The organism is Peribacillus sp. 05N428 (assembly GCF_056397085.1).
The window spans coordinates 1-11,762 of record NZ_JBFTMS010000072.1; the positions used below are offsets into that span (position 1 = coordinate 1).

An 11,762-nucleotide genomic window follows, 5' to 3' on the forward strand; every position below is an offset into this window, starting at 1 on the left:
CAGAGGGGAGTCCCCTCTGCTTTAGAGCATTATCTAAAAGTACACACTGTAATATAAATTGAAACGCCGTATACGCGAACCGTACGTACGGTGTTGTGAGAGGGGCGAAAATAATACATTTATTTTCCCTCTACTCGATTATGCAACTAAAAGGGCAGGTTGTTGGAGAAGGAACTATTTTGAACGATCTAGAAATAAAGACTATAAAGAAAAGATAATGAGGTGTTTGTATAGAAAAGATACCTGTTAAAACGATTAAGAAGATAGAAGAAGACATTGAAAAAAATGATTTAGGGAAAGCAAGGGATAGGCTACATGGGTTAATTTCGACCTATCCTAATGAGTTAGAACTGCGCAGAAAGCTGGGGGACATCTATTTTGCATTGAAATACCCTTCAATGGCAGGTCGTTATTGGTATTTAGAAAAGAATAAGACATCAGAGATGGTAAAAGCGTGTATTTTGTTCGAAAAATCTATGGGAAACGATCCTTTCAGAATAGCACGAGCTCTGAAATTTAAAGGTGATAGTGAAATTTTAATAAAACTGGAATTGGATCAGGTAATTTCGCCTATACAAAATAAAGTGAAAGAGAGTCTGCTGGAACAACCTGACGATCTATTAAAAGATAATTTGGTTAGTTTGGGTTGCTTCTCAATAATCATATTAACAATTCTCTTTGCATTAGTCGGAGTTTACGCTTTTTTCACCTGGATTTTTTGATCCGTAATCTTGCTTTATAAGAGAGTTTTATAGTACTTTTTCTTTACCTAACGGGTGCGTTACTTTTTTTAATTCTGGCTGCCATCGCTGGCAGTCTTTTTAGGAGCAGGTTAGTTGAACGATAAAGATAAAAATCATTCTATATGGAATGTTTTTTATCTTTATCATAATTCGGTGATGTACTAGGTTGTGTTAATACGCGGTCTAATACTTTTTCAGTAAATGGCATAAAGTAATTGAGTATCAGCCCGCCTAAACAAACGGTTAATAAAGTTCCAACGCCAATTGGTCCATTTGAAATCATTGCCATTATCAAGAATGCGAGGTAAATGACTGTTCTCGAAAAAAATATATTTGTTTTCGTTAATTCTTGTATGATTAATGTTAATCGGTCAACTGGAATCGGTGCAAAATTTGTGTGTAAATATGTTGCCGTTCCTAATCCTATAACAACCAAGCCGATTCCAAAACAAATAACTTTGCTGTACCATAGTTCAGGTGTTATCAAATCGTGCAATAAAAAAAGCCACATATCAATCCCGATCCCCGTTATAAATGCTGTTAACAACCCCAAAACTTCTGGTCTTTGCCTTTTTAAAAATGAATTAAAACATATCATGATCAAAGCTATTATGACTTCCCAACTTCCCACAGTAAGCCCCGCATTTATGGATAGTCCCACCAAAAGTGCATCAAATGGTGAAGTCCCAAGATCTGATTGTATAGTGAAAGAAATACCAAGGGTTAATACTAAAATTCCTAATACATAAAAAACATATTTCACTATACCGCCCCCTTTATTTTTTTGTTGCAAACGCAACAAAATTAAGTTAAATTTAATATAGGTCATTTTTATTGCATTTGCAACAAAAATACGTGCTGAGGAGTTCATTATGAAGGAAATTCTTCGTGAAATTGGAATGATAGCAAGGGCATTAGATTCCATAAGCAATATCGAATTTAAAGAACATGACCTTACAAAAGGGCAGTATTTGTACCTTGTGCGAATATGTGAAAACCCAGGAATCATTCAGGAAAAGTTAGCTGAGATGATAAAAGTAGATCGAACAACAGCAGCTCGTGCTATAAAAAAACTTGAAATCAATGGCTTTATTGAAAAGAAAGAAGATAAACACAACAAAAAAATTAAAAAGCTCTTTCCAACGGAGAAAGGAAAAAATGTTTATCCTTTTATAAAAAGAGAAAATGATTACTCCAATATCGTTGCATTAGAGGGATTTTCGGAAAGAGAAGTAGTAACCATTTCCGATCTTCTTCACAGAGTAAGAAAAAATGTAGAAAAAGACTGGGAATTTGTAAAAAAGGGAAACAAGAGAAATTATTGATTATTATAAAGGAGCGGCATATTTAAATGACTGCAAATATTAAAAAGTGTACCCTAGACGATTCGCGCATTCTCCAAGAAATTAGTTATGAAACATTTTATGAGACATTTAAGCATCAGAATTCACCCGAAAATATGAATGCCTATTTGGAAAGGGCATTTAACTTAAACCAAATAGAAAAAGAATTATCCAATATTTCTTCGCAATTCTTTTTTGTTTATTTTAATAATGAAGTCGCTGGATATTTAAAGGTCAATACCAATGATGCTCAGACTGAAGAAATGGGTGATGATTCACTTGAAGTCGAGCGGATTTATATAAAGAACAAATTTCAAAAACATGGGCTGGGTAAATATCTTTTAAATAAAGCAATGGACATTGCGATGGAACGTAATAAAAAGAAAATCTGGCTGGGCGTATGGGAAAAAAATGAAAATGCCATTGGTTTTTATAAGAAAATTGGGTTTGTTCAAACTGGAGCCCACTCTTTTTATATGGGTGATGAAGAACAAACGGACTTTATAATGACCAAAACACTCATATAATTTATCTTGAAAGGTGCATCATTGATAAATAATGAAGGAAATCCAAATTCAAACAAATGGCAGAGCTGATGGAAAAGAGAGTAAAAAATAACATATAAGCCCACCTTTATTTAACACTCAGGTTCAATAATTTTGGATGGTACTGCACGAACGGTTAAAAACGAATTGGAACTCATTAGAACTAATTATTCACTTTATTATTTACCCGAATTACATGACGGATACATGCTACAGCCGGTTTTATTCGGAGTATATTTCTTCTTTCAGATCTCATACTAAAGATAAGAAGGAGGGGTATACATGGCAAAACGAACAAAGAAAAATGATGCAGATCAAAAAAACAAACAAGGGTTTGATTCAAGCAAAACTGATTCTGAATTCTCTAAGGAATTCGGCAGTGCAAATGCTAATCAAGCACATAAAAATAAAGCAAAAAAAGAAAAAGCATCTAAAAATCAAGGTGAGTGGAAAGGCATGCATTGATGCCTGCTTGAGTACGCTTATCGTGCTTCAAACTTTTTACTTAACTTTATGTAAAGGAGCTTATTTAGATGACTCAATCCAAGCGACAACAAGAACGCCAATGGAAAGATCGTAAACAATCGCAGAATCCACATGGTAAGGTCCCTTCATTTGAACAATTAGCTGAAGATACGGGCAAAAATGAATCTGAAACTAAGTAAAACGGTTCTCTTTTCGTTACCTAAAAGGCCATAATCATCGATGATTATGGTCTTTTTAGGTTTTTATATATGAGCTGGATTTTTAGAATGATTCGTATGTATCCCCTTAAGTACATACTGTAAAAGACAAAGACTACATAAAAATGCGGATTATTACAAAACCTTTTAGTAAGGAGTTTTTTGGAAGGGGGGGGAAGATCAGATATATGTTTTCATTACGGGGAGATGCTCATAAAGTTTATCTTCAATTAAAAAAAGCCTCATACAAAGACCGATCTTTCAAAGGGATGAAAAAACTGATTGAAGTGGAAGAAATTCAAAATTTTTATAGTTCGATTGATAGCGATACGTTAAAAAAAGTTTATTATTGTATGATAAAAGAGAAAAACGGATCGGGGATCATTCCTATTATAATATCCTCTGGGCCTTGGCTTTTTCTTCTGTTTTCAAATCAATTGCAAGATTTCCTTTTTAAAGATGGGAGTTTGCTTTGGGTCGTCTTTAGTATAATATATATTTCGATTCTTTCCATAAGTGTGTTTCTTCACTTTCATGAAAGATCATGGTCTTTTGTTCATATTGAAATCATTCAAGAAATTTTACATGATCGAAAAGGGATAAGGGAAAAGGCATGAGGTTCCCTCAATTTTTCGGAGGATATTTGTCTGTAAACTCAGCGATTCTTTAATAAGAATCGCTTTTCTTATTGAACTAATAGGACAGGTTACTTTAACAAAAGTCATGTAAAATATAATGAAAAAGCGTGTAGTAGAGGAGTCAGAAAATAATATGGAATGTTTATGTGAACAAAAAGAAACATATGAGTTGAAAGTTGAAGGGGATGTTGGGGCGGACCCTATATGGTGCAATCAATGTGGTTGTAACTTGGATATAGATGACCTTCCGATTTCAGATACGTTAACTACTGAATTGATTGAATGGGTAAATAGGTATGGTGAATGGATTGATTGGGATGAAGATAAATTGCTTCCTAATGGGATTGAACTTGAAGAAGAACACAATAAACAAGGATTAACTTTAACGGAAAAAACAGAGAAAGAACTTGAAGGGAAATATAGAATTAAATTTTCACCTTCGATAATGGCAAGAATGTATGCAAATAAAGATCATTAACCCTTATTCCACGGAGCAGTCTTTAAGGCAGCTTTTTCTTCATGCAAATATCAGGGGCAGGGGAGTTCATGAAGGACAAATGGAAGTTTATATCGAAATTAATGAAGTAAGAGTTTAATTAATGGTAAAAGAGGGATAACAATGACTGTTTCATTCAACCCCGTTTCCAAAGATGAAAAGCATATTCTTCAGAATTTATATTCCCTTTATTTACATGACCTTTCGGAGTTTACCGAGGGTTTAGACATATCAACAGATGGTTCATTTGAATTTGATTCATTCGAATTAATTTGGAAGGAGGAAGGATTAACCCCATACTTTTTGAAAAAAGATATGAAAATTGCAGGGTTTTTATTACTGTTAGAAAGGCCGTTTTTAAATAAGGACTATGATTACAGCATTAATGATATTTTCATTTTGAAAAAATATAGAAGAAAAGGTGCTGCAATATCATTATTAAAGGAATTGTTTAAACAAAAAAAAGGTAATTACTTTGTTGTTCAATTAGCCAATAATATCCCTGCTGTTATTTTTTGGAGAAAGATTTTCAGTGAGCTAAATATAGATTTTGAAGAAAAAAAGCAAATTGTCGATAATGAAGAATGTTTGGTTCAATCCTTTCAAATTTAAACAGATAAACAACGGGTGCGTTGGCTGAACATGGAGCTGTCTTTAAGGCAGCTTTTTCTTATGGCAACTATCGGGGCAGGTTGGTGTAACTGTAGTGTTACAAAAAAGATTGATCATTTAGAATAAAGTTCGATAATTTATATTAAAGCTTGATAAAAATAACCTCTTTGGATTCTCAACCGTAAGAGGTTATTTTTTAGTTATGCTATTTATTGAGTTTGTGGTTTCTGTTGATAGTTTTTAAATTTCAATCGTGTATATGAAATAATGCCGGACAATAAGAAGAAGCTGATAATCGTTCCTTCACGAATATTGATTGGTAAATTGTATAGTAGTGATATTGTTATTGATAGAATAATGGAGAATAAATCGACACAATATCTGTATTGAGAGAAAGGGCGTTTTGTTAATTCAGCTATTCGTAAACATAAACTTTCAATAGGAAAAGGAATAATATCTAATGATAAAATAATGCCTGTTGTTCCACCGGCTAGTATCGCACCGAAAATAAATAGTCCGATTCTTACTAAATAATTCTCTACGTAAATCGTACCGAAAATAGTATAGAGGAAAAAATTAATAACCATTCCAAAGAACAAGCTGGAAATGAACATCAAAGTGAATTTTCTAAAATCCTTTTTTTCGCATAGGCAGATATAACCGAATAGAAAAATGAGATTTGCAATGAATGTAATTGTGCCAACTTTGATGGAAGTCCATTCAGATATTGATAAATTCATCGCATTAAAACTGCTGACACCAACATCAGCTTTTAATGTAAGACTAATGCCAATAGCACTTACTATATAGAGTAGAATCGATTGAATTACTTTTTTCATGATTATTCCTCTAATAAGTCCATTATTTGCATTAAATTTGGTATCGTATATGTGCTCTTAGGTGAACATGATTTAGGCATGCTTCTTTTAGGGTTAAACCATACACAATCAATTCCGACATTGATAGCTCCTTGAATATCCGATGTTAAACGATCACCTATCATTAAAAATTCTTCTTTACTGCTTGTATGCAGGGCATCAAAAATATAGTAAAAGAATTGGGGATTCGGTTTTTCATAACCAATTTCTTCGGAGATAAAAAGTTGTTCAAAATATCCTTGTAGCTTGGCACCTAATAATCTTTTTCTTTGAGTCTTTCCTACACCGTTTGTTCCAATATATAATTTATAATCTTGCTTACTTAAAGCATTTAATAATTCATGTGCATGGGTGATGGCCTTATGTCCTTGGTTTAAATGCTCACGGTACATAGCTTCAACTTTTGCTCCGTTTTCATCTATTTGAAATTCCTTCAAAAAAAGTGAAAAACGCGTTGTCAGCACTTCTTCACGAGAAATCAAGCCTTCCTCTAATTGATGCCATAATCCATCATTAATGCGCTTATAACATGCAATTGTTTGTTTGTTATAGGGCAACTCGTACAGCGTAATAATTTGTTTTAAAGCCTTTTCTTCTGAATCTTGAAAATCAAGTATCGTATCATCTAAGTCAAAAATAATATGTTTGTATTTGTTCATTCCTATCCACCTCTTGGTAGTAATATATCGAAAGTAACAATATAATAATAGGAGATATCTCATATTGAGGTGATAAAATGGAAAAAATCAATTTGAAGGATTACGCTGAAAATTTTGTGGATATATATAATGATATTCAAGAAACTTTTCCGAAAGCAGTTTTACATCAGGCTTTTATTTGTAAGTTTTCTTCAAATGAATATATAGTGCGCTTTGATGAAGATATTCAGTACTTATTTTTATTATTGGATGGGCGGGCAAAAATATATATAGTACACGAAAATGGAAAACGTGCGCTGATTCAGTTTCTAAAGAAAGATGATTTTATTGGTGAATTATCCTTGATTGAGGTGGAAAAGAATTTAAAAGATGTTGTGGCTATAAATGACTGCACTTGCTTAGCGGTTCCATTGGCTTCATCGAAAGAGCATCTGTTAAATGACAATCGTTTCCTCCATAATTTATCAAAATATTTAGGTGATAAATTACTTAAAAGAACGGATCATTACACAGATATGCAGGATTATGAATTCAAAAATCGATTGGCCAAATATATTCTTCAAATAGAAAACAATGGATGCTTTCAAGAGAAGCATACCGAAACAGCAGAATACGTGGGGGTAAGCTATCGACATTTATTATACACACTTAACCAATTCCATGAAGAAGGATTATTAGAAAAAAAAGGAAGGAAATATTATATCATTAATAGAGAAAAGTTAGAAAGATTGAGTTCAAAAAAGGATTAATTTAGTATGATTTGATAACTTGAAATATAAACAAGTTGTTACACTTTTTTCTTATCACAGAAACGGATACTGCTTTGCTAATATAAAAGATTTTGATCCATTAATTGTACAGTGGAAGAAAACAATCCTGAAGAAACTAAACGAATAAAGAAATGCTTGGCGGTACCCCTAGGTTAAAGTTAAAGGATAACATTGTGATATGTAACAAATGTGTTGGGTATTATTGGGTATTTATAATTCTTTACTAATCGTTCTAAAAAGGGTATTATTTAATCATGGTTTGAAATTCATGTGTTTATTTTAGAACGTTCATTCTATAATGGATTATGACGATTGTTTTTGTTAGTATTGGTTCATGGATTTTTTAAAGGAGAAAATAAAATGGCTAGAAGTAAAGAGTTTGACGAAAAAGCTGTATTAAGAAAAGCAATGGAGCTTTTCTGGGAACAGGGTTATGAAAAAACATCCATGCAAGATTTGGTGGATCATATGGGAATACACCGCAGGAGTATATATGATACATTTGGTGACAAGCGTTCATTGTTTTTAGCTTCCCTTAATCACTATGAAGAGCTCATCGTCAATGAGATGGAAAGCATAATTAGTAGCACTTCATCCATTAAACAGACGATACGTGATGTGTTTATTTTCGTACTGAATTCCATTGAACAATACCCAAAAGGTTGTCTATCAGTAAATGCAGCCATAGAATTATCTTTACTGGACAAAGAAATTGGACGCATAGTTACAAATATGTTTAACCGTACTGAAGATATGTTTAATAACCTTATAAAACGGGGCCAGATTAGTGGAGAGCTATCAAAAGAAATCGATTCTGATAACACATCTCGTTTCTTACACAACAATTTGGTAGGTATAAGAGTACTAATAAAAACTAATTACAATAAAAAAGAATTAGAAGGCATCATCACTCTAGCACTTTCAGTGTTGGACTAGCTTTCTTTTTTTTACCCTTTCTAGAACGTTCATTCTAAAAATAACATGAAACAAACCATCATAATGCATACTTATAAAACCGTTTTTAAATTTCTAAGGAGGAACACAATAATGACTAACTTTAAAATACCAACAGAATCAGAATTTATTGAAGCAGATGGAACTCGATACGCATATAGAAAATTTGGTATACAAGATGGTATACCAGTAGTATTTCTTGTTCACTTTAGAGGAACGATGGAAAACTGGGATCCAAACATGCTTGAACCTATTGCAAATACACGCCCAGTAATCTTGTTTGACAATAAAGGGGTTGGTGAGACCGATGGACTAACGCCTACTACAATTGCTGATATGGCAAAAGATACAGCAACATTTATAAAAACTCTTGGATTAGAACAAGTTGACATTCTTGGTTTTTCCATTGGTGGCATGGTTGCACAAGAGCTAGCTCTACAAGAGGGAGATTTAGTAAGAAAAATTATTATGGCAGGTACTTCGCCTGAATCTGGTATTAATCCAAATCCAGAGATTTTTGAAAGAATGAATCGTCACGGCGGAACGGAAGAAGATGGAATAAATGATTTTATGTTCTTTTTCTACGGACGAACCGAAACAAGTAAATCTGCAGGAATGGCTTCACTACAAAGAATTTTTAATCAGAAAAAAGTAAACAGTTCAGAACAAGTAAAAGAGGCACAATTACAAGCCATTGCAAAATGGGCTAAACAAAAATCCAATCATGATTATGAATGGTTACAAAACATCAAACACCCTGTACTTGTTACTAATGGTGTTAATGATGTGATGGTACCGACTAAAAACAGTTATATCTTAACAGAGAAATTACCCAAAGCACAGCTGATTATATATCCTGATTCTGGTCACGGGCACCTGTTTCAATTTCCAGAACTATTTGCAGAACACGTAAATTCATTCCTTGATTCTAATTCTTATTAAAAAGGAGTATTCATATGAGCAGATTATTTGAAAAATTTCGTATCGGAAACATTGACTTGAAAAATCGTATAGGAATGGCTCCGATGACTAGAAGTAGAGCTTTACCAGATGGTACGCCGAGCGATCTAATAGCAGAGTACTATGGTCAGCGTGCTTCAGTCGGTTTAATTATAAGCGAAGGAACCCAACCTTCAGATGATGGGCAAGGTTACACTAATACACCTGGAATTTATACAGAAAATCATATTAAAGGGTGGAAAAAAGTAACTTCTAAAGTTCATGGTGAAGGCGGTCATATTTTTGTTCAGCTTATGCATGTGGGACGTGTATCACATCCTGATAACACACCTCATCACCGCCAAGCAGTTGCACCGTCAGCTATTGCACCTGGTGTAGAAATTTTCACGGCAGAAGGAATGAAAGAAATTCCAACACCAAGAGAATTGAGTGAGCTTGAGATAAAAGATGTTATCCATGAGTTTCGTTTAGCAGCACGTTCAGCAATTGAAGCTGGTGCAGACGGAGTTGAAATTCACGGAGCGAATGGTTATCTGATCCAACAATTCCTTAGTGAAAACTCCAATCATCGTCAAGATGCATACGGTGGTACGATTGAGGGGCGTTCTCGATTCGCTATTGAAGTAGCTAAAGCAGTTGTTGATGAAATAGGAGCAGAAAGAACAGGCATCCGTTTTTCTCCTCAAGGAACACTGCAAGGCATTGATGAGGGGGAAAATAGCCTTGAGATGTATCGCTATTTAATAAGTGAATTAAATAAGCTTAACCTTGCATATCTGCATTTAATGCACTTTGGAAACGAGCAATTCCTAAAAGATGTGCGTCAACTTTGGGATCAATCACTTCTTGTTAACCGTCCAGGTCGTCCTCTAGATCAACTTTCGTCTGATGTAGATAATAATTTTGCAGATGTTGTCACAGTTGGCACTTGGGTACTAGCTAATCCAGACTTTGTAGAACGGATTCAATCAGGTGCTCCCCTAAACGAACCTGATAAAAACACGCTCTATGCAGGGGGAAAAGAAGGTTATACAGATTATCCTTTCTTAAAATAATTTAGTTAATATGAATATCCCATCCAGGGATATTCATAATCTTTTTTCTTAGGGTTCGTCATGAAAAGATACATGTGCGTTAAATAAAAATGTGGAGGATTGTAATGAAAGCTCTAGCAATTGAAAACTACGGTAAAAAACCAAATTTTTTAGACTTCCCTATGCCCAAAATGAATAATGATGAGGTCTTAGTTGAGATATATGCGGCAAGTATAAATCCTCTTGATACAAAAATTCGAAAAGGTGAATTAAAATTATTATTGAAATACAAGATGCCGTTAATTTTAGGAAATGATTTTTCTGGAAAAATTGTTGAAGTAGGCGCTAGTGTCACGAAGTTTAAAGTCGGTGATGAGGTATATGGTCGACCTAGAGCAAATAAAATGGGAACTTTTACTGAATATATCTCTGTCAACCAAGAAGATATTGCATTAAAACCGAAAAATTTAAGTTTTGAAGAAGCCGCCTCCATCCCTCTAGTCGGATTGACATCCTACCAAGCTTTACATGATATTCTGCGAATTGAAAAAGGACATAAAATATTAATACATGCAGGATCAGGGGGAGTAGGAACATTTGCTATCCAACTTGCAAAACATATAGGTGCTTTTGTCGCAACTACAGCTAGTGGTGGTAGTGATTTGGTGAAATCTCTTGGCGCTGACGAAGTTAATAATTACAAGACAGAAAAGTTCGAACATTCGATTCGTGACTACAACGCAGTTCTTGATACCATTGGGGGGGCGACGTTAGAGAAATCATTTGTAACATTAAAAAAAGGAGGAAAGATTGTTTCTATATCTGGAATCCCGAATGGTCGCTTTGCTAAAGAAAACGGATTTAGCTCATTTAAAAAAACCTTATTTTCCATTGCAAGTTATAAACTTACGAAGCTAGAAAAAAAACATAATGTCCAATACACGTTTCTTTTTATGAAGCATAGTGGAGAGCAGTTGGAAATTTTAACAGAAATGTTAGAGTCAGAAGTAATTAAGCCTACACTTGATAAAGTTTTTATTTTCGAAGATGCCCAAAAAGCATTGGAGTATGCAGAGACTGGAAGAGCAAAGGGAAAAATAATACTTAAATTGAAATAATCAGTCTTATCTAACAAACCATTCCTTGGGTGGAAAGTGTTTGTTTTTTTAACTTATCGAGGTTGCGAATAGAACTAACGGGGCAGGTTAGCTGAAGATCAGAGCTGTCTTTAAGGCAGCTTTTTTGTATGAAAACACAATAGTAAAAAGCCATGCTAAAATAAACCCTCCATATTCTCATTTTTTGATGGGGGTAAATGTACTATGTCGTTATTTAACTGGTTATGCAGTTTGTTGTTCAGATGGAGCGATTGTATAGCCTTTCTTTTTTAGGTATTCGATCATTTTTAATTCTTTGTTATTTTGTTTTTCTTCAAGGTAATTTGAGC

At 33.9% G+C, this 11,762-nt stretch carries 16 protein-coding genes; 13 read left to right on the plus strand and 3 right to left on the minus strand.

Translation table 11 applies throughout. The annotated features are described in order from the left end of the window. Positions 1–230: 230 nt before the first annotated feature. The gene (locus AC1DIV_RS28775; protein ID WP_340878593.1) at positions 231–722 is read left to right on the plus strand and encodes a DUF6584 family protein; all 492 of its coding nucleotides are present in this window, start codon (positions 231–233) and stop codon (positions 720–722) included. A gap of 139 nt (positions 723–861) precedes the next feature. Here the strand turns inward: AC1DIV_RS28775 and AC1DIV_RS28780 are convergent, their stop codons facing one another. Continuing rightward, positions 862–1,506 carry a YczE/YyaS/YitT family protein gene (locus AC1DIV_RS28780; RefSeq protein ID WP_340877709.1) on the minus strand — a complete coding sequence of 215 codons (645 nt, stop codon included), beginning with the start codon at positions 1,504–1,506 and terminating at the stop codon, positions 862–864. A 109-nt stretch (positions 1,507–1,615) separates the two neighbouring features. Between AC1DIV_RS28780 and AC1DIV_RS28785 the strand changes: the two genes are divergently transcribed. The 7 genes from AC1DIV_RS28785 (at position 1,616) to AC1DIV_RS28815 (ending at position 5,060) form a co-directional block, all read left to right on the plus strand. Next, on the plus strand, positions 1,616–2,068 hold the full coding sequence (locus AC1DIV_RS28785) for a MarR family winged helix-turn-helix transcriptional regulator (RefSeq protein ID WP_251543596.1): 453 nt from the start codon (positions 1,616–1,618) through the stop codon (positions 2,066–2,068). A 26-nt stretch (positions 2,069–2,094) separates the two neighbouring features. Beyond that, positions 2,095–2,613, plus strand: coding sequence for a spermidine/spermine N(1)-acetyltransferase (paiA, locus tag AC1DIV_RS28790; protein WP_340877708.1), 519 nt, complete (start codon positions 2,095–2,097; stop codon positions 2,611–2,613). Positions 2,614–2,913: 300 nt separating this feature from the next. Then, on the plus strand, positions 2,914–3,096 hold the full coding sequence (locus tag AC1DIV_RS28795; protein ID WP_034310968.1) for a hypothetical protein: 183 nt from the start codon (positions 2,914–2,916) through the stop codon (positions 3,094–3,096). Between the two features lie 68 nt (positions 3,097–3,164). Next, the gene (locus AC1DIV_RS28800) at positions 3,165–3,296 is read left to right on the plus strand and encodes a DUF6254 family protein (protein WP_221408526.1); all 132 of its coding nucleotides are present in this window, start codon (positions 3,165–3,167) and stop codon (positions 3,294–3,296) included. 206 nt (positions 3,297–3,502) lie between these two features. After that, positions 3,503–3,931 carry a hypothetical protein gene (locus tag AC1DIV_RS28805; RefSeq protein WP_340877707.1) on the plus strand — a complete coding sequence of 143 codons (429 nt, stop codon included), beginning with the start codon at positions 3,503–3,505 and terminating at the stop codon, positions 3,929–3,931. A 154-nt stretch (positions 3,932–4,085) separates the two neighbouring features. Further along, positions 4,086–4,430, plus strand: a complete 345-nt coding sequence (locus tag AC1DIV_RS28810; protein ID WP_340877706.1) for a hypothetical protein — start codon at positions 4,086–4,088, stop codon at positions 4,428–4,430. 141 nt (positions 4,431–4,571) lie between these two features. Next, a complete protein-coding gene (locus AC1DIV_RS28815) occupies positions 4,572–5,060 on the plus strand; it encodes a GNAT family N-acetyltransferase (protein WP_340877705.1) in 489 nt (162 codons plus the stop codon). A 209-nt stretch (positions 5,061–5,269) separates the two neighbouring features. Here AC1DIV_RS28815 and AC1DIV_RS28820 read toward each other — a convergent pair whose 3' ends face one another. Further along, complete coding sequence (locus tag AC1DIV_RS28820; protein WP_095679950.1) at positions 5,270–5,899, minus strand: YczE/YyaS/YitT family protein; 630 nt, start codon at positions 5,897–5,899, stop codon at positions 5,270–5,272. Positions 5,900–5,901: 2 nt separating this feature from the next. Then, a complete protein-coding gene (locus tag AC1DIV_RS28825) occupies positions 5,902–6,597 on the minus strand; it encodes a YjjG family noncanonical pyrimidine nucleotidase (RefSeq protein ID WP_340877704.1) in 696 nt (231 codons plus the stop codon). A gap of 77 nt (positions 6,598–6,674) precedes the next feature. On the opposite strand from AC1DIV_RS28825, the gene yeiL reads away from it, so the two are divergent. The 5 genes from yeiL (at position 6,675) to AC1DIV_RS28850 (ending at position 11,433) form a co-directional block, all read left to right on the plus strand. Beyond that, positions 6,675–7,346 (plus strand): transcriptional regulator YeiL, encoded by a 672-nt coding sequence (gene yeiL / locus AC1DIV_RS28830; protein WP_340877702.1) that lies wholly within the window; start codon positions 6,675–6,677, stop codon positions 7,344–7,346. A gap of 381 nt (positions 7,347–7,727) precedes the next feature. Then, on the plus strand, positions 7,728–8,303 hold the full coding sequence (locus AC1DIV_RS28835; RefSeq protein ID WP_323599051.1) for a TetR/AcrR family transcriptional regulator: 576 nt from the start codon (positions 7,728–7,730) through the stop codon (positions 8,301–8,303). A 111-nt stretch (positions 8,304–8,414) separates the two neighbouring features. Next, entirely contained in the window at positions 8,415–9,263 is an 849-nt protein-coding gene (locus tag AC1DIV_RS28840) for an alpha/beta fold hydrolase (RefSeq protein ID WP_340877701.1), read from the plus strand. A gap of 14 nt (positions 9,264–9,277) precedes the next feature. After that, entirely contained in the window at positions 9,278–10,336 is a 1,059-nt protein-coding gene (locus tag AC1DIV_RS28845; protein ID WP_340877700.1) for an alkene reductase, read from the plus strand. Positions 10,337–10,440: 104 nt separating this feature from the next. Further along, the gene (locus AC1DIV_RS28850) at positions 10,441–11,433 is read left to right on the plus strand and encodes an NADP-dependent oxidoreductase (RefSeq protein ID WP_340877699.1); all 993 of its coding nucleotides are present in this window, start codon (positions 10,441–10,443) and stop codon (positions 11,431–11,433) included. Positions 11,434–11,762 lie beyond the last annotated feature (329 nt).